Source organism: Pseudoalteromonas sp. ABV4_021 (genome assembly GCF_056159365.1).
Genome location: NZ_JBSWVB010000001.1, coordinates 2,864,203 through 2,884,839, shown reverse-complemented (window position 1 = coordinate 2,884,839; position 20,637 = coordinate 2,864,203). Strand labels below are relative to the sequence as shown.

18 protein-coding genes are annotated in these 20,637 nt (G+C 41.6%); 13 read left to right on the top strand and 5 right to left on the bottom strand.

Translation table 11 applies throughout. From position 1 onward, the window contains the following. Position 1 precedes the first annotated feature (1 nt). From ACXAFE_RS13335 to ACXAFE_RS13310, 6 genes are all read left to right on the top strand, one after another. On the top strand, positions 2 to 2,098 hold the full coding sequence (locus ACXAFE_RS13335; protein WP_475153380.1) for a chemotaxis protein CheA: 2,097 nt from the start codon (positions 2 to 4) through the stop codon (positions 2,096 to 2,098). After that, on the top strand, positions 2,098 to 2,598 hold the full coding sequence (locus ACXAFE_RS13330) for a chemotaxis protein CheW (RefSeq protein WP_054978221.1): 501 nt from the start codon (positions 2,098 to 2,100) through the stop codon (positions 2,596 to 2,598). The genes ACXAFE_RS13335 and ACXAFE_RS13330 overlap by 1 nt, the downstream gene beginning before the upstream one ends. A gap of 90 nt (positions 2,599 to 2,688) precedes the next feature. Then, on the top strand, positions 2,689 to 5,415 hold the full coding sequence (locus ACXAFE_RS13325; protein WP_475153379.1) for a methyl-accepting chemotaxis protein: 2,727 nt from the start codon (positions 2,689 to 2,691) through the stop codon (positions 5,413 to 5,415). 53 nt (positions 5,416 to 5,468) lie between these two features. Further along, on the top strand, positions 5,469 to 6,287 hold the full coding sequence (locus tag ACXAFE_RS13320) for a CheR family methyltransferase (protein WP_475153378.1): 819 nt from the start codon (positions 5,469 to 5,471) through the stop codon (positions 6,285 to 6,287). Beyond that, positions 6,284 to 6,892: a chemoreceptor glutamine deamidase CheD gene (gene cheD, locus ACXAFE_RS13315; protein WP_010561510.1), complete on the top strand. Its 609-nt coding sequence runs from the start codon at positions 6,284 to 6,286 to the stop codon at positions 6,890 to 6,892. The genes ACXAFE_RS13320 and cheD overlap by 4 nt, the downstream gene beginning before the upstream one ends. An 8-nt stretch (positions 6,893 to 6,900) precedes the next feature. Then, positions 6,901 to 7,929, top strand: coding sequence for a protein-glutamate methylesterase/protein-glutamine glutaminase (locus tag ACXAFE_RS13310; RefSeq protein WP_475153377.1), 1,029 nt, complete (start codon positions 6,901 to 6,903; stop codon positions 7,927 to 7,929). Between the two features lie 5 nt (positions 7,930 to 7,934). On the opposite strand, the gene ACXAFE_RS13305 is transcribed toward ACXAFE_RS13310, so the two are convergent. Next, positions 7,935 to 8,960: a polysaccharide deacetylase family protein gene (locus tag ACXAFE_RS13305; RefSeq protein ID WP_475153376.1), complete on the bottom strand. Its 1,026-nt coding sequence runs from the start codon at positions 8,958 to 8,960 to the stop codon at positions 7,935 to 7,937. Between ACXAFE_RS13305 and ACXAFE_RS13300 the strand changes: the two genes are divergently transcribed. Next, positions 8,937 to 10,271, top strand: a complete 1,335-nt coding sequence (locus tag ACXAFE_RS13300; RefSeq protein ID WP_475153375.1) for an MATE family efflux transporter — start codon at positions 8,937 to 8,939, stop codon at positions 10,269 to 10,271. The genes ACXAFE_RS13305 and ACXAFE_RS13300 overlap by 24 nt on opposite strands. On the opposite strand, the gene ACXAFE_RS13295 is transcribed toward ACXAFE_RS13300, so the two are convergent. Together ACXAFE_RS13295 and nfuA are read right to left on the bottom strand one after the other, a co-directional pair. Next, entirely contained in the window at positions 10,225 to 10,497 is a 273-nt protein-coding gene (locus ACXAFE_RS13295; protein WP_100914567.1) for a hypothetical protein, read from the bottom strand. The genes ACXAFE_RS13300 and ACXAFE_RS13295 overlap by 47 nt on opposite strands. Further along, a complete protein-coding gene (gene nfuA / locus ACXAFE_RS13290) occupies positions 10,490 to 11,065 on the bottom strand; it encodes a Fe-S biogenesis protein NfuA (RefSeq protein ID WP_010561515.1) in 576 nt (191 codons plus the stop codon). Before nfuA ends, ACXAFE_RS13295 begins: the two co-directional genes overlap by 8 nt. 209 nt (positions 11,066 to 11,274) lie before the next feature. On the opposite strand from nfuA, the gene ACXAFE_RS13285 reads away from it, so the two are divergent. Next, positions 11,275 to 13,830 (top strand): M14 metallopeptidase family protein, encoded by a 2,556-nt coding sequence (locus ACXAFE_RS13285; protein ID WP_475153374.1) that lies wholly within the window; start codon positions 11,275 to 11,277, stop codon positions 13,828 to 13,830. A 66-nt stretch (positions 13,831 to 13,896) separates the two neighbouring features. On the opposite strand, the gene ACXAFE_RS13280 is transcribed toward ACXAFE_RS13285, so the two are convergent. Continuing rightward, positions 13,897 to 14,589 carry a ComF family protein gene (locus ACXAFE_RS13280; protein WP_475153373.1) on the bottom strand — a complete coding sequence of 231 codons (693 nt, stop codon included), beginning with the start codon at positions 14,587 to 14,589 and terminating at the stop codon, positions 13,897 to 13,899. A 61-nt stretch (positions 14,590 to 14,650) separates the two neighbouring features. Here ACXAFE_RS13280 and bioH point away from each other — a divergent pair, with 61 nt between their 5' ends. The 3 genes from bioH to ACXAFE_RS13265 all read left to right on the top strand — a co-directional run bounded on the left by bioH (position 14,651) and on the right by ACXAFE_RS13265 (position 16,631). Then, positions 14,651 to 15,391 (top strand): pimeloyl-ACP methyl ester esterase BioH, encoded by a 741-nt coding sequence (gene bioH, locus ACXAFE_RS13275; RefSeq protein WP_475153372.1) that lies wholly within the window; start codon positions 14,651 to 14,653, stop codon positions 15,389 to 15,391. Positions 15,392 to 15,493: 102 nt separating this feature from the next. Beyond that, positions 15,494 to 15,784 carry a flagellar basal body rod C-terminal domain-containing protein gene (locus tag ACXAFE_RS13270; protein ID WP_010561519.1) on the top strand — a complete coding sequence of 97 codons (291 nt, stop codon included), beginning with the start codon at positions 15,494 to 15,496 and terminating at the stop codon, positions 15,782 to 15,784. 13 nt (positions 15,785 to 15,797) lie between these two features. Continuing rightward, positions 15,798 to 16,631, top strand: a complete 834-nt coding sequence (locus ACXAFE_RS13265) for a putative metalloprotease CJM1_0395 family protein (RefSeq protein WP_475153371.1) — start codon at positions 15,798 to 15,800, stop codon at positions 16,629 to 16,631. Positions 16,632 to 16,849: 218 nt separating this feature from the next. On the opposite strand, the gene ACXAFE_RS13260 is transcribed toward ACXAFE_RS13265, so the two are convergent. Next, positions 16,850 to 19,147 (bottom strand): Tex family protein, encoded by a 2,298-nt coding sequence (locus ACXAFE_RS13260; RefSeq protein ID WP_475153370.1) that lies wholly within the window; start codon positions 19,145 to 19,147, stop codon positions 16,850 to 16,852. Between the two features lie 156 nt (positions 19,148 to 19,303). Here ACXAFE_RS13260 and greB point away from each other — a divergent pair, with 156 nt between their 5' ends. Together greB and ompR are read left to right on the top strand one after the other, a co-directional pair. Next, positions 19,304 to 19,810, top strand: coding sequence for a transcription elongation factor GreB (gene greB / locus ACXAFE_RS13255; RefSeq protein ID WP_138629576.1), 507 nt, complete (start codon positions 19,304 to 19,306; stop codon positions 19,808 to 19,810). A gap of 104 nt (positions 19,811 to 19,914) precedes the next feature. Beyond that, positions 19,915 to 20,634 carry an osmolarity response regulator transcription factor OmpR gene (ompR, locus tag ACXAFE_RS13250; protein WP_010561523.1) on the top strand — a complete coding sequence of 240 codons (720 nt, stop codon included), beginning with the start codon at positions 19,915 to 19,917 and terminating at the stop codon, positions 20,632 to 20,634. The last annotated feature ends 3 nt before the right edge of the window (positions 20,635 to 20,637 follow it).

Below are 20,637 nucleotides of genomic sequence, written 5' to 3'. Positions count from 1 at the left end.
CATGAGCATAGACTTAAGCCAATTCTTTGAGGTTTTCTTTGAAGAGAGCCTTGAAGGTTTGGATGTCATGGAATCGGAGTTACTCAACCTCACACCTGGTGATGTAGATAACGAGACGATTAATACTATTTTCCGTGCCGCGCATTCTATTAAAGGCGGAAGTGGAACCTTTGGCTTCACACATGTTTCCGACTTTACTCATGTTTTAGAAACGTTATTAGACCAAATCCGCGAAGGCAGCCGAGAGTTAACCGCTGAACATGTGAATCTGCTTTTGCAGTCGGTTGATTGTTTGCGCGAGATGTTAGGTGATTTACAAAATAATCAAGAGACTGACTTAACTACTGCAACCCAGTTGAAAGAAAAGTTTGAGGCAATTTTAGCGGGTGAATCACAACCAGTTAGTACACCTGCAGCTACACAAAGTAGCCCCGATAGTCCACCTGCAGAACACGGTGCACTTGACACCTACGAAGTGATTTTTAAGCCGCAACATCATTTATTTAAAACGGGTAATGAGCCCATTTATTTGATTGAAGAGTTGGCAGAACTAGGTCAGCTCGACGTATCTGTGAATTTAGATGACGTACCAGATATTCACAACCTTGCGGCTGACGAATGTTTTTTAAATTGGTGCTTTTATCTTGAAACCGATAAAGGCGAAGAGGCGATAAAAGAAGTATTTGAGTGGGTTGAGGATGATGCCGAAATCACTATCACCTTGTGTGGCGGATTGTTTGGTGACGACCCCGTTGAATCTGAACCAGAAGGTGTTCGTGAGCAAGCTACTGAAGAGAAACCAACGCCAACAGCTGAAAATAAAAGTGACAAACCGGCGCCAGCAGCAAAAGCTGCTGCGAAAAGTGGTTCCACCGAAAGTACGTCAATTCGAGTCAGCATTGATAAAGTAGACTCACTAATTAACATGGTTGGCGAGCTGGTAATAACTCAAGCAATGCTTACACAGCTTGGTGAAGGAGAAATTACTGAAAACAAATTAATGGCCTTGCAAGAAGGGCTTGCTCAACTTGCTCATAACACACGTGATTTACAAGAAAGTGTGATGCGAATTCGCATGCTGCCAATCAGTTTTGTATTTAGTCGCTTTCCGCGTTTAGTGCGAGATACATCGCAAAAGCTAGGAAAAGAAGTCGAACTAAAACTCCTTGGTGAGCAAACTGAGCTTGATAAAACAGTAATGGAAAAAATCTCAGATCCTATGGTTCACTTGGTGCGAAATTCACTGGATCATGGTTTAGAAACGCCAGAGCAGCGGGAAGAGGCGGGTAAACCAAGAGTTGGTACCGTAACACTTAATGCATTTCATCAAGGCGGTAACATAGTTATAGAAATTATGGACGATGGTGCTGGCTTAAATACACAAAAAATCAAACAAAAAGCGATTCAAAACGGCCTAATTAGCGATTCAGACGACTTATCGGATGATGAAATTAATGAGCTAATTTTTATGCCCGGTTTTTCAACTGCAGATGAAGTGAGTGACATCTCCGGTCGTGGCGTGGGTATGGACGTAGTAAGACGCAATATCCAATCGCTGAATGGCTCAATTGAGGTTACTTCAGAACAAGGTATTGGTTCAACCTTTACGATTCGCCTGCCGCTTACTTTAGCTATTTTAGATGGTCAGTTAGTGACCGTGGCACAGCATACTTACATCATACCGCTTATTTCTATTGTGGAATCATTACAAATTGATTTGAAAATGGTGAATTGCGTGGGCGGCGGTTTAAACGTTTTACGCTTACGCGATGAATACATTCCTATTTTACGATTACATAAAATTTTTAATCACAGTGGCGCAATTGAAGATCTCGATAAAGGTCTGCTGGTTATTGTTGAAAGTGACAATCAAAAAGTCGGGTTATTAGTTGACGACTTACTGGCACAGCAACAAGTCGTCATTAAAAGCCTGGAAGCTAATTATCAGAAAGTAGAAGGGGTTTCTGGCGCGACGATTTTAGGTGATGGAAGAGTATCGCTAATTATTGATATTACGGGGCTAATCAAATTAGCGGGCCTGAAAAAAGCAGGTACTTCTGAGCTTGCAATTGAGCCGATAGAAAGTGAGGAAGCTTGATGGAAGCGATAGCAAATGATCTTCTCGAGTCGAGCGAAGAGAATCAAGAAGAGAATATCTGCCAGTTTCTGACTTTTATGATGGCAGATGAAGAATATGGTGTCGATATTCTCGCAGTGCAAGAGATACGTGGTTGGGAAGAAATAACTCAAATCCCCAATTCGCCAAGTTATGTCAAAGGTGCCATTAATCTGCGCGGCACAATAGTACCGATTATTGATTTACGGGCGCGATTTGGCTTGCCGCAGGTGCCGTATAGTTCAGTCACAGTTGTAATCGTGGTCAAAGTTGATCTGGAAAGTGGCGATAAAATTATGGGGCTAGTTGTTGATGCAGTATCAGATGTTTATAGCATTTCAGAGTCTGATGCGCGCGATGTGCCTGATGTAACTAATACAGAAAATACCGAGTTTGTTCATGGTCTGGTCAATGTCGGTGAAAAAATGGTTGTGTTGTTAGATTTAAAACGGGTGTTGAATCTTTCCAAAGAGCCGGACTAATAAAAACAATAGCTCATCAACAGGTGAGTGCTAAGCGAGTGTAAAAGCCGATGATGAAATGCAATCAAATAAAAAAGGGTGGAGATTGATATGTGGTGGTCTAGCAAAACACCAGACGCAGCATCTGGGAAATCTGAGAGTGATTTAATTTTAGCAGCCTTAAGTCGATCTCAAGCTGTGATTGAGTTTAATCCTGATGGTACTGTAATTACGGCTAACACCAACTTTTTAAATGCGTTGGGATATCGCTTAGAGCAAATTCAAGGACAGCATCATCGCATGTTTGTATCCCCTGCACACGCCAATAATGCTGAGTATAGCCAGTTTTGGGCTCGACTATCGCGTGGCGAGTTTATCTCAGGCGAATTTAATCGCATTAACGCCGAAGGCAAAGAAATTTGGATTCAAGCGTCATATAACCCTATTGTCAATGAGCATGGTGTTGTGACTAAGGTTGTAAAATACGCAACGGATATCACAGAACGTAAACTGGCTGCTGCGGATTCAGAAGGGCAGCTAGAAGCAATTCGTAAATCGCAAGCCGTAATAGAGTTTAATCTCGATGGCACAATCATTACTGCAAACGATAATTTTTGTAGTGTTATGGGTTATCGATTAGACGAGATTGTTGGCAAACATCATAGTTTGTTTACCGAGCCAGAATACGCTTCGAGTCAAGACTATAAAGATTTTTGGCAAAAATTGAATCGCGGTGAGTTTTGCGCCGGAGACTACAAACGAATTGGTAACGGCGGAAAAAATGTATGGATTAGGGCGTCTTATAATCCGATTTTTGATCCGAACGGTAAGCCCGTTAAAGTTGTGAAATATGCGAGTGACATCACTGAGCAAAAAGAAGTCGAATTTGAAGCGCGTTTGGCCGCCAACCGTGCAAATGCACTTAAAGTGTGTCAAGCAAATGTAATGATTGCAGACAATGACTTAAAGATAGTTTTCATTAACGATGAAAATTTAAAAATGCTAAAAAGTCGCGAAGCATCAATTCGCAAAGTGCTACCAAACTTTGATGCCAATAACTTAATTGGGCAGTGTGTTGATGTTTTCCACAAAGACCCAAGTCATCAACAAAAAATGCTAGCTGCGCTTAAAGATGTGTATCGCACCAGAATCACGGTTGCTGAATTAACCTTTTCGCTTATTGCTACACCTTGGCTGAATACCGAAGGTGAACGCATTGGTACCATTGTCGAGTGGCAAGATTTGACCGATGAATTGGCAGCGCAAAGAAAAGCAGAGGCAATTGCCGCTGAAAATTCACGAGTTCGCCAAGCACTAGATACGGTTAATACCAACACAATGATTGCTAATGCGAGCAATGAAATTGTGTATATGAATAGTGCTGTGTTAAATATGATGCGCAATGCCGAATCTGATATTAAGCGCGATTTACCTAACTTTAATGCGTCGTCATTAATGGGTTCAAATATGGATGTATTCCATAAAAACCCGGCGCATCAGCAACAAATGATAGAGCGATTGACATCAACGTATAGCACTGAAATTTTGGTAGGCGGCCGTACGTTTGCGCTTACTGCGAATCCTATCTTCTCCGATAATCAAGAGCGTTTGGGTACGGTTGTAGAGTGGCTAGATAGAACTGCTGAGGTGGCAATTGAGAAAGAAATTGACGAGCTTGTAACCGCGGCATCGCAAGGTGAACTAGATACACGTATAGACCAATCTGGTAAACAAGGTTTCTTCTTAAATCTTGCGCAAGGACTTAATAGATTAGTTGAAATATCCGATGAGGTAATCACTGAAGCAGCAGAAATGCTTGATGGCATGGCGCATGGTGACTTAACCAAGCGTATTCAGAGCGATTACTTAGGCTCATTTGATAAGTTAAAACGCGATGCAAACACTACGGCAGAAAAGCTAACCGAAGTGATAGAAAAAGTTAGCGTGTCTTCTAATCTTGTTGCCAGTGGCGCGGAAGAAATTTCGCAGGGTAATACTGATTTAAGTCAGCGCACCGAAGAGCAAGCGTCGTCATTAGAAGAAACGGCTTCAAGCATGGAAGAGATGACCAGCACAGTTCGCCAGAATGCCGATAATGCAAAAGTTGCGAATGAACTTGCCAACGACACCCAAGTGAAGGCTAAACAAGGCGGTGAAGTGGTTGAGCGTGCGGTAGAAAGCATGGCCGAAATCAATCAAGCCAGCAAGAAAATTGCAGACATCATAGGTGTTATTGACGAGATTGCATTCCAAACTAATTTACTTGCACTGAATGCTGCAGTAGAAGCTGCAAGAGCAGGTGAGCAAGGGCGAGGCTTTGCAGTTGTGGCTGGTGAAGTGCGAAATTTAGCACAACGTTCAGCCGCAGCAGCTAAAGAAATAAAAGAGCTAATTCGAGACAGTGTGAGCAAAGTTGAAGACGGAACGCTACTGGTGAATGAATCAGGTAGTACGCTGCAAGAGATAGTTGCCTCAGTACAACGAGTAACAGAAATGATTGCTGATATAACGGTAGCATCTGAAGAGCAAAGCTCGGGTATTGAGCAGGTTAATAAAGCCATTACGCAAATGGATGAAATGACTCAGCAAAATGCCGCGCTTGTAGAGCAAGCCTCTGCAGCGAGTGAATCCATGGCTGAACAAGCAAATGGCATGCGTCAGTTATTAAGTTTCTTTAATACTAGCGGCAATCATAGTATTGAGTCTCCGATGATTACACCGCGACCCGCTGCAAAAAGCGCCCCAAAAGTTGCTTCGCGTAATGAGCGTTTGCAAATAACCTCGGCTCCATCGGGCGATGATTTCGCCGATAGCAGCGAAGAGTGGGAAGAGTTTTAACAGTTCGTTAAAGCTAGGCCGAGGTTTCTGCTTAGCTTACTCTAGGAGTCATTGTGGCGAAGGAATTTCTGCTAACAGATCAAGAGTTTGAATTGATCGCAAAAATGGTTTACGAAGCCTGTGGTATTGTGCTTGGTAGCCATAAACGTGAAATGGTTTATTCTCGTTTGGCGCGCCGTATTCGTGCATTAAATTTGGCAAGTTTTGCACAGTATATTACTTACCTTGATCAGCATAAACGTGACGAGTTCAGTCATTTTATTAATGCAATCACCACCAATTTAACGTCATTTTTTCGTGAACCGTATCATTTCGATTTTTTGCGTGAAACGCTTATTGCTCAAATTCTTGAACGTAATAAAAGCTCAAGGCGAGTAAGAATATGGTCTGCGGGCTGCTCGACAGGTGAAGAGCCTTATACGATAGCGATGACTTTGGCTGATAAGTTTCCGTCTAATTGGGATGTAAAGATATTAGCAACGGACTTAGATTCAAATGTACTGGCGAAAGCAAGCGCAGGTGAATACGCAGAAAACTCAATTACAGGCTTAGATAACGACCTAAAAAAACGCTTTTTTCTGCGCAATAAGCAAAGTGGTCTGTTTAAAGTAAGGCCTGAATTGAGAGACAAGATTTACTTTAAGCGACTTAACTTATTACAAGAGTGGCCTATGAAAGGTGAATTTGACGTGATCTTTTGTCGTAATGTTGTGATCTACTTTGATCAGCCAACAAAAGAACTGTTATTTCAACGCTATGCTGCTCAGCTATGTTCACAAGGTCATTTATTTTTAGGCCATTCAGAAAGTATGAATAAGACACAAACGGAATTTGTAGCGCTTGGTAAAACCATGTACAGGAAGGCACTTTGAACGAGAATTTTAAGCAGTGCCTAAATGGCTTTGAAAACATAAAACGTTATTGGGATAGGGGCCGTGACGCCGTTGTCGCGAAAATTTTACCCGGTGAAGTGTATGTTACTAAACAAAATGAGTTAATTTCTACGGTGCTGGGCTCGTGTATATCAGCATGTGTTTATGACTACAAAATGGGTATAGGTGGCATGAACCACTTTATGCTTCCAGCAAATAATAATGCGAGCATTGATAGTTTAAGCTGTCGCTATGGTAACTGGGCGATGGAGTTTTTGATTAATGAAATTATTAAAAACGGTGGCAATCGCGATAACTTTAAAATTAAAATTTTTGGTGGTGGTAAGATAATTCGCGGAATGGGCGACATTGGCGAAGGTAATATTATATTTGTGTCGCAATTTTTAAAAAATGAAGGACTGCAAGTTGAGTCCCATGATGTTGGTGGGCCTTGGCCGCGAAAGGTGCTGTTTAATCCCACTACAGGCAAAGCACACGTAAAAAAACTTCGAAGTATGCATAATGATACAATTCAACAACGTGAATTTAAATATCTTCACGAAATTGAAGAGCAAGATACGCATACTGATATCGAGCTATTTTAGGAATTAAGATGATCAGGGTTTTAGTAGTTGATGACTCGCCATTGATTCGAGCGGTACTGACAGAGGTCTTACAGCAAGCACAGGATATTGAAGTAATTGGTACGGCAAATGATCCGTATCAAGCAAGGGATTTAATTAAAAAACTTAATCCAGATGTGCTAACGCTCGATGTAGAAATGCCAAAAATGGACGGCGTGAGTTTTTTAAAAAACTTGATGCGACTAAGGCCAATGCCAGTTGTGATGATTTCGACCTTAACTCAGCAAGGCGCACCGATTACGCTTGAATGCTTAGAGTTAGGAGCCGTTGATTTTGTTGCTAAACCAACACAACAAGTTGGCGACAAACTGCATGGTTACGCGCAAACCTTACACGAAAAAATAAGAGCGGCAGCAAAAGCTCGTGTACGAGCGATAAAACCCGTAACTACCCCTGTGGCGAGTGTGGCTACGGGCACGTTTGATAATACTAAGCTGGTGGCAATTGGTGCATCAACTGGTGGCACTGAGGCAATTAAAGAAGTGTTAACATGCTTGCCTGACAATTTCCCACCGATTGTTATTACTCAGCATATTCCACCTGTTTTTTCAGCCTCGTTTGCAGAGCGTATGGATCGTTCAGTAGCGTTAACAGTTAAAGAGGCGGAGGATGATGAGGAAATTAAGCCTAATCATGTTTATATTGCACCTGGCGATTACCACCTAGCAGTGGTTAGCAAAGGTACGAAACTGATGTGTAAAGTAGTTCAGTCTGCGCCTGTTAATCGTCATCGCCCAGCTGTCGATGTATTGTTTAAATCAATTGCTAAATTAAATTTGGGTAAAAAAGTGTGCGCGTCATTACTTACTGGCATGGGGGCTGATGGTGCCGCTGGTTTGTTAAAGCTAAAAGAGTGTGATGCGTATACTTTGGCACAAGATGAGGCGTCGAGCGTGGTTTGGGGTATGCCACGCGCCGCAGTCGAGTTGGACGCAGCGCAAAAAATTCTTAGTTTAGATTCGGTTGCAAATGAAATTGCAAATTGGGCAAAAAAATAATTCTGCTATTTAGTTATCACGAAAGGGTGAGATAACCAGTAAAATCGGCCCGCTTTAGATTTACTTGGCGCAGTACAATTGTAACGCGAGCGTCCTTTGTTTAGCTCACCTTCACTTTGCACAGTCACGTCATTTTCACTTTGCCAAGTAATTTTGGCTGTGTTGCCACTGATAAAACAATTGAATTGCGAGTTGTTAAAATCTTTCTCGGTAAAGGTTAACCTGAGTAGTGGTGTCGTGTTGGTTGTAACCGACTGTGCTTGTAGGTTAAATGAAAACGGTAGACTCGCGATTTTTGTTTTTAATGTTTCTAAATTGGCATAAATCCCTGATGCCGGAAAGCGTGGCACGCGCGTTAAGTCGGTACTTAACCCAACAGCGCCTGAATGCTGACCAATACCAACATAGCCTAACTCTTTTACTAACGTTTGTAATTCACGATTAAATTCACCATAGGGATATGCGACATACTTAAAGTTGTGGCCAATCTCCTGCTTAATACGTTGTTCAGAATGCGTGATATCGTTGCGTATTCTCTCTCGCCATTGCGTTAGTGACTCGTTATTTTCGCGAATATGCAAGTAATCGTGCTTTGCGCTGTGGTTTGCAATATATGCACCTTCTTTTGTCAGTGCTTTTAGCTGCGGCCACGTCATCACATAGCTTTTACCTTCGTCTATCAGTTGCGGGTTTACAAAAATGGTATAGGGATAGTTAAAGCGCTTTAAAATGGGGGCTGCTTGCGTGAAGTTATTAATAAATCCATCGTCAAATGTGAGTGCAACTGTTTTGTCAGGTATACTCTTTTGCTCTTTAACTGCTTCAATAATGTGCTGAAGTGGAACAACACTATAATTATTATCTTTTAAATAACTTAAGTGGGCGCTGAATTCATTTTCAGATAGGCTTGTCACACGTGGTAAAGTTTCTGATACATGGTGATATTGTAAAATCACAGCGGCATTAGCAAACGTAAAATAACAGATTAACCATAATCCAATAAATAAATGAAAAACTTTTTTACTCGTCATAAATCGTTCCATGTTGGGCTGCTAGTACTCGCTTGGCCGATGATTGTATCAAACATTAGTGTACCACTTCTCGGTTTGGTAGATACAGGTGTAATCGGCCACCTCAGTGACGCTAGCTTTTTAGCCGGCGTGGCACTTGGCAGCATGGTAATCAATTTACTTTTCTGGCTCGCAGGTTTTTTACGTATGAGCACAACCGGCTTGGTTGCACAGGCTTATGGTAAAGACAGTAAAAATGGTTTGCTGCAAGAGCTAAAACGCGCAGCACTGTTTGCGTTCGCTGTTGCGCTATTGTTACTAGCAATAAGCCCTGTGATCAGCCATTTTATGGGGCTGTTTTTATCGGGAAGTGATGCCGCGATAAAGCACGCACAAACGTATTTTAATATTCGTATTTTTAGCGCGCCTGCCGCATTAATCAATATGGTGTTATTGGCGTGGATGTTAGGCACGCAATACAGTAAAGGTACGTTAATGATCGTGTTGGTGACCAATGTCGCCAATATTGTGCTCGATATTGTATTTGTAGTGGGTTTTAACTGGCAGGTTGAAGGCGCTGCACTTGCTTCGGTATTCGCCGATTACATTGGTTTATTTGCCGCTTTATTGTTACTTAAAGTGCGTTTTGCTAAACATGGATTATCGTTCTCCGCACTTTTGAAAACTTCACTCGACGGCCTAACTAGTGCGCTTAAGTTAAATCGAGATATCTTTATTCGTTCACTGTTTTTGCAGCTTTGCTTTGCCTTTATGACTTACTATGGCGGTTTTTTAGGGGATGCAACGCTTGCTGCAAATGCCGTATTACTTAATTTTTTATTATTAGTAAGCTTCGCCTTAGATGGTATTGCCTATGCCGTAGAGGCTAAAGTGGGTCAAGCGAAAGGACGAAAAAAGGCGCAAGCGATTCATCTTTGGGTTGTTATCGGTCGCTTTTGGGCTTTTATGTTTGCTTGTTTATACAGTGTAATGTTTTTGCTGCTAGGTAGCTGGATTATCAGTATGTTAACCGATCTGCCTAATGTGTTGGCGACCGCCGAGAAGTTTTTAATTTGGTCTATTATTTTGCCGCCAATTGCTAGTTTTTGCTTTTTGTACGATGGCGTGTTCGTAGGTTTAACCCGCGCAAAAGAAATGCGTAATACCATGATTTTTTCAGCACTTGTTGGCTTTGCGGGAGTATTTGCCGTTAGCTACCCTTTGGGTAATCACGGGTTATGGCTGGCAATGACGTGTTTTATGGCGTTAAGAGGATTAACGCTGGCTAAAAAATATCACGATTTTTGGCGCTCTCGTCAGCTTTTGCAATAACTTGTGAAAAGCGATTAGCAAAAATACCTAGATAACCATAAATGGCAAAATACAGCGCGATAGGTAGTAGAACAAGCCCTGCTATTTGAAAATAATGACTGTTAAAGTAGCCATAAACAATTAAGCTAGCAGCAATAACAAACAAGCCTAAACCGCTGAAAAAGCGTTTTAGGCTTGTTTTAGGTTCTTGACCTAGTCGGTAGACTAGATGTTTGAATTTAGTAATATGAATGCTCGCCAGACTGGTGTTCAGTAATATCACGTACACCGGTGATTTCATCAAACTTAGCAACCATTTGCGTTTCAATGCCATCTTTAAGTGTTACATCGATCATTGAACAGCCATTACAACCACCACCAAACTGGACTACGGCAATACCGTCTTTGGTGATTTCAACTAAGTTAACCTGACCACCGTGATTCGCTAGTTGTGGATTAATTTCTGTTTCAATCATATGTTGCACGCGCTCTTGCAGTGACGCGTCATCACTTAGCTTTTTCGCTTTTGCGTTTGGTGCCTTAAGCGTTAGTTGTGAGCCCATTTTGTCAGTAACAAAATCAATATCGGCTTCTTCTAAAAACGGTGCGCTTTCTTCGTCAACAACGGCATCGAATCCATTAAATGGTAACTTAATGTCCGTTTCTTCAACGGCATCTGCCGGACAATATGACACGCCACACTCGGCTTGTGTTGTACCTGGATTAACCACAAAAACGCGAATGTTAGTGCCTTCAGCTTGATCTGCTAGCAGTTTGGCAAAGTGGCTTTGTGCTGCCTCAGAAATGGTAATCATAATTCGACCTATACCTGACTAATTTACTCGGTTTTTAGTATATCACTTTTTTGCTTTGCTAAAATAGTAGGGCAAGTTGAAAAGGTTTTAACTTATCTTATTTTTTTGCTGCTTCAACTTAAAGCTGTAGGTTTGCGTAGTAAACATTGTTACTGTGAATATGCATAAAAATGCAATAAATATAACTAACCTATCATTATGGCATCACTATGAAAAAGCTGTCCTTTTTTTTAATAACAGCCTGTTTGGCACTGTTTAGCTGTATCAGTTCAGCAAAGAACTTGAACTTTTATTTTGACGATAATATTCGTTTCGATCCTTCTATTCCTACGCCAGAGTCTGTTCTCGGTTATCAGGTAGGCGATTGGCATGTTCGCCATGATCAGCTTGTTAGCTATATGAAATTGCTCGCTGAAAAAAGTGATCGCATCAACATTGAGGTGATTGGTTACAGCCATGAACAACGTCCGTTATTATTATTAACGATCGCTAACCCAGCACGCTTAAATAACATTGAAACTGTGCGTAAACAGCACTTAGCGCAATCAATCGAAGGTACAACAATCAATGCTGATGCACCTGTAATCACGTGGATGGGCTATAGTGTGCATGGTAACGAAGCAAGTGGCAGTAATGCTGCGTTATTAGTTGCCTATTACCTTGCTGCAGCGCAAGGTGAAAAAATTGATCGCTTATTAGACGAAACAGTTATTTTGTTAGATCCTGCATTAAACCCAGATGGTTTAGCGCGATTTGCACAATGGGTGAATAGTCACAAAGGCAAAAACTTAGTCGCAGATGAAAACCACAGAGAGCATAATGAAGCTTGGCCAAGCGGTAGAACAAATCATTATTTTACTGACTTAAACCGAGATTGGTTGTTGCTTCAACACCCAGAGTCGCAGGCGCGTATTGCTAAGTATCATCAATGGATGCCCCATGTATTAACTGACTTTCATGAAATGGGTCCACACAGCACTTATTTTTTCCAACCGGGTATTCCATCGCGTAAGTTTCCACTTACTCCTGAGCAAAATGTAGAACTAACAAAAGAAATAGCGACCTTTCACGCAGCCGCATTAGATCAACAAGGTGAGCTGTACTTTACTGAAGAAAGCTTTGATGACTTTTATATTGGTAAGGGTTCTACTTATCCTGATATTCACGGCACCATTGGTATTTTGTTTGAGCAAGGCAGTGCACGAGGCCACAAGCATGAAACTATCAATGGTGTACGCGAGTTTTATGATGCTGTTAAAAACCAATTAACAACCTCTTTATCTACTTTCGATGCGGTTGTATCGGGCAAGCAAGGTTTGCTGTCTTACCAGCAGAAGTTTTATCAAGATACCGCAAAGCTTGCGAAAAAAGATAAAGTAAAAGGCTATGTAGTTGCAGCTGGTAACGACAAGTCACGTTATGAGTTATTTTTGTCGCTATTGCAGCAGCATGAGATTAAGGCATATCCGCTTAGTAAAGACGTTAGCGTTAACAAGCAAGATTTTTCTGCTAATAGCAGCGTTTATATTCCGCTAAATCAGCCTCAATACCGCTTAATTAAAGGCGCATTTTTAGAACAAACAAGCTTTAACGATAATACCTTTTATGATGTTTCAGGTTGGAACTTAGCGCATTCATTTAACCTTGAATTTTCTGCTGTAACCTCAACCCGCGGTATTAAATACCAAGACTCATGGCAGCCAGTTAATCAAACTGAAAACCAGAACCTAGCTTCAAGCTATGCATTTGCATTTGAATGGAACGATTACCTAGCACCTAAGCTGCTATCACAGTTACAGCAAAATGGTGTTATTGCTCGAGCGGCAATGAAACCATTTACCGCATCAACTGCAAATGGTGAACAACGGTTTGCTGCTGGTGCAATTATTATTGCTAAAGGTCTGCAACAAGATGCTGATTGGTTTAACAAAGTTCAGCAATTAGCTAGCAATTCACCGGTAAAAGTACACCAAATTACATCGGGATTAACAGCGCAAGGTGTTGATATTGGTTCGCGCAATATCGTGCCGTTAAAAACACCAAAAGTATTACTATTAGGTGGTAAAGGTACAAGTCAATATGAAGTGGGTGAAGTTTGGTATTACCTTGACCGTTACTTAGATATTGCCGCTACGTTGGTTGATTTAGACCGTTTAGAACGCATTGATTTATCATCATATACGCATGTTATTTTGACCAATGGCAGTTTTTCGACTGTAAATGCAAAAATGGTTGAAAAGCTAAAATACTGGGTGCAACACGGTGGTGTAATTTGGGGTCATAAATCGGGTGCTAAATTCTTAGCGGACAAAGGTATTTTGAAAGCGGAGTATCTTTCAACTAGTGAAATGGCAAAAGCTTTTCCAACCGATAATTTGAGTTACGCTGATAAAGATAGTTACCATGGTGATAAACGAATCGCAGGCGCTATTTTTAATGCGAATATCGATTTAAGCCACCCTCTAAGCTTCTCATTTGAGCGTGAAACTCTGCCGGTGTTTAAAAACAGCACCTTTGTTTTAAAGCCAAGTGAAAAGCCGTTTGTAAATGTTGCAACCTATACTAAAACACCGCTACTAGCGGGCTTTAGTCATGAGCTTAACAATCAGCAAATCGCCGGTGCAGGCGTTTTAATGGCACACAATTATGGTAAGGGCAAAGTGATTGCAATGTCAGATAACCCAGTGTTTCGTAGTTATTGGTATGGCACAAGCCGTTTATTAAGTAATGCTATTTTCTTTGGTCATGCGATTGATGCTAAATAGCCTAAGTTACTAAAAGTTTATTATTTAAAAGGCGTCTTGGACGCCTTTTTTATTAACAGGATTAACTTAACTCGATTTCGTTGGATCACTAATCGCAAACACCCACACTGAAACCTGTTTCACCCCAGCGCTTTTTAATAACCTTGCAATTTCATTAACCGTGTATCCCGTAGTTATGATGTCATCAACAATTGCAACATGTTGGTATTGGTGTTTGAGCTCACAGCTAAACGCACCTTTAATATTGGTTTTTCGAGCGCGTTTATTTAGTTCGCTCTGCGGCTTAGTGCGTTTGGTGCGGATAATGGATTTGGTATCAACTGCAATACCGGTGCGTTGCCAAATTTCCTCACTTTGATTGAAACCACGAACAATGCGCCGCTGCCAATGCAATGGTACTGGCATTAACACATCGGGCATTTGCCAATTATGTTCTGCTTGCGCGTCTCTCATTTGCGCTTTAATTAACTGATGTAATGCCGCTTTGTATGTCAGTTGTTTATTAAATTTAATGCCTTTTAGCCAAGTTGAAGCCGGATGTTGATACCAACAAGCTGCAAAGAGTGAGTCAAATGTAGGGTTGGGTATTAGTTTGTTGATATCTGGGCGGTGAAGTAGGTTTGCTGAGCTTTTAAAACTTAACCGCTCAATATCAGACAAACATACGCGGCAAATTTTTGCCGGAGCACGAATAGGTTGACGGCAGCACACGCATAGATTCGGCAATGCCCAATTGAAAAGTCGGGAGCAGTAATTCATATAGGATTTCCATATCGCTAACTGTTAGTATAGCGGCAAAAATTTAAAGTGAGGGCAAAGTATGGCTGATGTAGTTCTACTGCATGGTTGGGGCATGAATAAAGGTATTTGGCAGTTACAAAAAGATGCACTTGAGGCGCAAAGTGACCATACGATACATACTTTGAATTTACCTGGTTTTGGCGGTAATCAATTTAGCGATGCTGTATATAATTTAGATTGTGTTGCAAGGCAACTAGCAAAAGATATTGCAGACCAGTCTGTGTTAGTTGCTTGGTCTTTATCAGGTCTTGTTGCGCTAAAAATTGCCGTGCTCTTTCCTGATAAAGTAAAGAAGATTGTGCTGGTTGCTTCAACCCCATTTTTTGCAAGCAGTGAACAGTGGCGTGGTATTGACGACAAGGTGTTAGATACCTTTATGGCGCAATTGAGCACAAATCACCAAAAAACTGTAGAGCGGTTTTTGGCAATTCAGGCAATGGGAAGTGAGCATGCAAAGCAAGACATTAAGCAAATAAAAGCCTTGCTTGCTGAATACCCAGCGGCGCAAGAGATCGCGTTATCAGGAGGTTTGGCTATTTTAAAAAATGAAGATTTAAGAGATCTTTTTGCACAACTTTCTTTGCCTATCTCAGGTATTTTTGGTCGTCTTGATTCTCTTGTGCCAGTTAAAGCTGTCGCGAAAATGCAGCAACTTAACCCTCAGTTTAATGCTGATATTTTAGTAAAAGCATCTCATGCACCTTTTATTTCTCACCCGCAAGAATTTACTAACTTATTGTTATCTCATATAGAAAGCTAAAACATTTCTAGGGCGGCAATTTATTGCCGCTTTAACTTTATTTTGATGGAATTTTGAGCGATAATAAAGTTATCACTATTCTTTATGAATAAAGGAGTGTTTATGGACGTTTCAAACAACTTGGGGTCTGCATTTAATGCTGGCTTACAAGGGCTACAAAGTGCTTCTGATGGTATTACTGAGTCTTCAGCAAATATTGCACGCGCTCAAACGGAACGAGAAGTTGAACGCGCCGAACCAGCACCAGAAACGCGCGAAGCGCAAAGCCCGCCAGTTAATGTAACTAACGAGCTAGTTAACCTTAGAGTTGAACAATTTAATGCGCAGGCAAATACCCGTTCAATTCAAACGGCTGACGAGGTGTTGGGCACGTTAATTGATGTAAGAGTTTAGCTCAGCAAAATAAATGAACATCGTAACTACTTATCCAAACATTAGCTTAAACACGGCTAATGTACATACTGAAACAGCGCGACGTGATAATCAGTTGCGCGAATTAGTTACGCCTGTAAAGCAAGCAGAAGCTGCCGCTGCAAATTCTCGTCTCGCAGCTGATCAAGATAAAACACGTCAACCTGGCAGCAGCCAAATTGAAAACCAAGACGCGCTCGAAAATAAATCCGAAGACATCACTAAAGTAAGTGAAAAAAAGCAAGATCAGGATCAGCAAGAGCAGCAAAGTAAGCAACAAGAGCAAGAGAAGCAAAAACAGCTTGAACAAGTAGAGGCACAAGCACTTTCTCAGCTTAAGCAAAGAGATCGCGAAGTTAAAGCACACGAGCAAGCACATGCGGCAGTGGGTGGTCAGTATGCTGGTAGCCCAAGTTACGAATATGAGCGTGGTAGCGATGGCAACAATTATGCAGTTGCGGGTGAAGTGCCGATTGATGTAAGCGAAGTACCTAACGACCCGCAGGCAACCATAGACAAAATGCAGCAAGTACGCGCTGCAGCATTAGCCCCACAAGAACCGTCAGGAGCGGATCGCTCGATTGCTGCTGAAGCAAATCAGAAAATGAGCGAAGCGCGAGCTGATCTGAATGCTGAGCTGAGTACGTTTTTTGATAAAAACGAAGAAAGCTCAGATACAGAGGCTGATGATGGCGAGGCTAAGCAAATTAACTACGATTTTAGTGAGCGTCGTGATTCTGAAGTTAATCAACGAGCAGAGCGCATCGCTAAATTCTATCAGGCTGCAACGTCGCCGTTTGAACGGCCTAACTTAGCAAGCTATGCATAAATAAAAAAACCGCACACTGTGCGGTTTTTTTGTGATTGTGTTTATAACAATTCGGCAGCGCTTGATTGGGTTTTCTACTGTGTTATCGGCTGACTCACATAGAATAACTATGCTACGCAGCCTCTGCCTTGTATAAACCCAATCAAACTAGTGGGCACAGTATCGCTAACCGTTCTCAAATGTACTTGAAAGCTCAACAGCCCGTAGTTTAAATCACGTTATTTCTTTAGCTTTGCGAATGCTTCAGCAAATGCGTTACCCATAGCAGCATTATTATTTTGCTTAGGCTTTGCTTTTTTTGCTGTAGCTTGCGCTGGTTTATTCGCTTTTGGTTTAGCAGCTGGTGCTTTCTCACGCACTTCTTCGTCTAGGCGCATCGTAAAGCTGATACGTTTGCGTTCGACATCTACTTCAAGCACTTTTACTTTTACAATATCGCCTGCTTTTACCACTTCACGTGGGTCTGAAACAAACTTGTTTGTTAATGATGAAATATGCACTAAGCCGTCTTGGTGTACACCCACATCTACGAAGGCGCCAAAGTTTGCAACGTTTGATACAACACCTTCTAAAACCATACCTGGCTTGAGATCTGCGATTGTTTCAACACCTTCTTTAAAGCTTGCTGTTTTGAATTCAGGACGAGGATCGCGACCCGGTTTATCAAGCTCAGCTAAAATATCGCTGATGGTTGGTAGGCCAAACTTATCCGTAACAAAGTCTTGTGGTGAAAGTGATTTTAGTAAACCTGAATTACCAATGAGTTCTGCCACTGAAACGTCCGCCTTTGCAGCGATGCTCTTAACAATCTCATACGCTTCAGGGTGAACAGCAGAGCTATCTAATGGATCTTTGCCTTGGTTAATGCGTAAGAAACCGGCTGATTGCTCAAATGCCTTAGGACCAAGGCGTTCAACTTTCTTAAGCTCTTTACGTGAATTAAACGTACCGTTTTGGTCGCGGTAGGTAACAATATTTTGCGCAAGGGTTTTGTTTAAGCCTGCAACACGTGTCAATAGTTGTGCAGACGCCATATTTACATCTACACCAACTGCGTTTACACAGTCCTCAACAACAGCTGTTAGGCTTTGCCCTAATTGGCTTTGTGATACATCGTGCTGGTACTGACCAACACCAATTGCTTTCGGCTCAATTTTCACAAGCTCAGCAAGAGGGTCTTGTAAACGACGCGCAATAGAAACCGCACCACGAATAGATACATCTAGATTTGGAAACTCTTCTGCTGCGACTTCAGATGCTGAGTAAACCGATGCGCCAGCTTCGCTGACCATAACTTTGCTCATTCTTAGGTCGGCTTCTTGTTTTAACAGTTCGGAAATTAACTTGTCACTTTCACGTGATGCAGTACCGTTACCAATAGCAATAAGCTCAACTTTATGTTGGCGGCACAATTGGCTTAGTGTACGCAGCGACTTATCCCAATGATTTTGTGGTGCATGTGGGTAGATCGTTACGTTATCGAGCAGCTTGCCGGTTTTATCTACCACCGCAACTTTACAACCTGTACGTAAACCAGGATCAAGACCTAACGTGGTTTTTGCACCTGCTGGCGCAGCCATTAATAAATCATTTAGGTTCTTAGCAAAGACATCAATTGCACCTTGCTCCGCAACTTCCCTAATTTTACCTAAAAACTCGTTTTCTAAGTGAAGTGCTAATTTAATTTTCCAGGTCCATTGCGCCACTTGCTTAAGCCATGGGCTCGCTAGTACGTCTAACTTATAATGATCGGCGATAATACGAACGCACTCAGCGTTGCCATCTTCTAAGCTTGGATCAGGATTAATTGTTAGGCTGATAATGCCTTCATTACGCGCACGCAGCATTGCTAATGCTCGGTGTGACGGTACGCGGCTTAAGGCTTCACTGTGTTCAAAGTAATCTTGATATTTGGCGCCGTCTTTTTCTTTGCCAGCAATCACTTTGCTTTCAATAAACGCATGTTTTTGTAGCATGCTTCTTAACTTAGCAAGCAATTTTGCATCTTCCGCAAAACGCTCCATTAAGATAAATTTAGCACCATCAAGAGCGGCTTTACTGTCTTCAATGCCTTTTTCAGGGTTAATAAAGTCAGTTGCTGTTACTTCTGGATCAAGCACTGGGTTATCTAATAATTGATTTGCTAGCGGCTCAAGCCCTGCCTCAATGGCTATTTGCCCTTTAGTACGGCGTTTTGGTTTATAAGGTAAGTAAAGATCTTCCAGCTCGGTTTTACTGGTTGCCTTATCGATGTCGGCCTTTAACTCCGCACTTAGCTTATCTTGTCCTTCAATGGTCTTAAGAATAAATGAGCGACGTTCTTCTAACTCACGAAGATAACCAAGACGCTGCTCAAGTAAACGCAGTTGGCCATCATCCAAACCACCGGTAATTTCCTTTCTATATCGAGCAATAAATGGAACGGTCGCTCCATCGTCTAATAATTGTGTTGCAGCAGTCACTTGCTGTACAGAGGCGTTTAGCTCGTGAGCTAATTGATTAGCAATAGCGTTCATTAAAAACCTTTAAATCGGTAAAAAGTGGGTGGTTTGTAATTTTGAGAGACCACACCAGAAAATTTGTTTTATATATATTGCCTATAGATCTTGTATCTAAACTTAAATTTTTCAATCATAAGCAATAAATAAATTACCACACCTAGTTATTTAACTATGAGAAAACCACCTAAGCAGGTATTTCCTAAGCGTTCCAATTATATTACACGTAGCGGCTATGATGAACTAGAAAGGGAATTACGTTACTTGTGGAAAGAAGAACGTCCAAGAGTAACACAAGCGGTATCGGAAGCAGCAGCATTAGGAGACCGTTCGGAAAACGCTGAATACATTTATGGTAAAAAGCGATTGCGTGAAATTGATCGCCGCGTACGCTTTTTAACTAAACGTCTAGAGCAAGTGAATATTGTTTACCCTAAGCCGGAACAAGCAGGAAAAGTGTTTTTTGGTGCCCGTGTTGAAGTGGAAGATGAAGAAGGTAATACCTTTAACTATCAGGTCGTTGGGCCAGATGAGTTTGATGTGAAAAATGGTAAAATTAGCATCGACTCACCCTTTGCTCGTGCTATGTTAGGTAAACAAGTTGATGATGAGTTTGAATTTAAAAATGCTGAGGGTGTAGCATTATTTTTTATTAATGCCATTACTTATGATGCATCATAGTAAGAGTTTGTAATACCTAGTAACACTCTTCCTTTACCTAATTGTCAAAAAAGTATTTATAGTAGGCTATATTGCCAAAGAAAAAATAACAGAAGAATGAAATCATGGGACAAGAAACAACAAAAATACTAGTAGTCGATGATGACATGCGTTTACGCAGCTTACTTGAGCGCTATTTAGTAGAGCAGGGCTTTATTGTGCGCTCTGCGGCAAACTCGGAGCAAATGGACCGCTTAATTGAACGAGAAAACTTTCATTTAATGGTATTGGACCTGATGTTACCGGGCGAAGATGGTTTATCGATTTGCCGTCGTTTACGCCAAAAAGAAAATGACATCCCAATTGTTATGCTTACGGCCAAAGGCGATGAAGTTGATCGTATTATTGGTTTAGAGCTTGGCGCTGATGACTATATCCCTAAGCCGTTTAACCCGCGTGAACTACTTGCACGTATTAAAGCTATTTTACGTCGTCGTGCCAGTGATGTACCAGGCGCGCCTTCGGCTGAAGAAAACGAAATACGCTTTGGCCAGTTTTCATTAAACTTAGCAACACGCGAAATGAGCAAAGGCGATGAAACAGTATCACTTACTAGTGGTGAATTTGCAGTATTGAAAGCCTTAGTGTCACACCCTCGCGAACCGCTAAGCCGCGATAAATTAATGAACTTAGCACGTGGTCGTGATTACAGTGCATTAGAGCGTAGTATCGATGTGCAAGTATCTCGATTACGCCGCATGATTGAAGAAGACGCTGCTAATCCGCGTTACATTCAAACCGTATGGGGCTTAGGCTACGTATTTGTGCCAGATGGCAAAGAATAACCA

Excerpts from the sequence above, each read along its gene's own strand:
- ACXAFE_RS13335 (WP_475153380.1), top strand. The coding sequence starts at position 2 with ATGAGCATAGACTTAAGCCAATTCTTTGAGGTTTTCTTTGAAGAGAGC.
- ACXAFE_RS13310 (WP_475153377.1), top strand. The coding sequence starts at position 6,901 with ATGATCAGGGTTTTAGTAGTTGATGACTCGCCATTGATTCGAGCGGTA.
- ACXAFE_RS13325 (WP_475153379.1), top strand. The coding sequence starts at position 2,689 with ATGTGGTGGTCTAGCAAAACACCAGACGCAGCATCTGGGAAATCTGAG.
- ACXAFE_RS13280 (WP_475153373.1), bottom strand. The coding sequence starts at position 14,589 with ATGAATTACTGCTCCCGACTTTTCAATTGGGCATTGCCGAATCTATGC.
- bioH (WP_475153372.1), top strand. The coding sequence starts at position 14,651 with ATGGCTGATGTAGTTCTACTGCATGGTTGGGGCATGAATAAAGGTATT.
- greB (WP_138629576.1), top strand. The coding sequence starts at position 19,304 with ATGAGAAAACCACCTAAGCAGGTATTTCCTAAGCGTTCCAATTATATT.
- ACXAFE_RS13300 (WP_475153375.1), top strand. The coding sequence starts at position 8,937 with ATGAAAAACTTTTTTACTCGTCATAAATCGTTCCATGTTGGGCTGCTA.
- nfuA (WP_010561515.1), bottom strand. The coding sequence starts at position 11,065 with ATGATTACCATTTCTGAGGCAGCACAAAGCCACTTTGCCAAACTGCTA.
- ACXAFE_RS13265 (WP_475153371.1), top strand. The coding sequence starts at position 15,798 with ATGAACATCGTAACTACTTATCCAAACATTAGCTTAAACACGGCTAAT.
- ACXAFE_RS13305 (WP_475153376.1), bottom strand. The coding sequence starts at position 8,960 with ATGACGAGTAAAAAAGTTTTTCATTTATTTATTGGATTATGGTTAATC.
- ompR (WP_010561523.1), top strand. The coding sequence starts at position 19,915 with ATGGGACAAGAAACAACAAAAATACTAGTAGTCGATGATGACATGCGT.
- ACXAFE_RS13270 (WP_010561519.1), top strand. The coding sequence starts at position 15,494 with ATGGACGTTTCAAACAACTTGGGGTCTGCATTTAATGCTGGCTTACAA.
- ACXAFE_RS13285 (WP_475153374.1), top strand. The coding sequence starts at position 11,275 with ATGAAAAAGCTGTCCTTTTTTTTAATAACAGCCTGTTTGGCACTGTTT.
- ACXAFE_RS13330 (WP_054978221.1), top strand. The coding sequence starts at position 2,098 with ATGGAAGCGATAGCAAATGATCTTCTCGAGTCGAGCGAAGAGAATCAA.
- ACXAFE_RS13260 (WP_475153370.1), bottom strand. The coding sequence starts at position 19,147 with ATGAACGCTATTGCTAATCAATTAGCTCACGAGCTAAACGCCTCTGTA.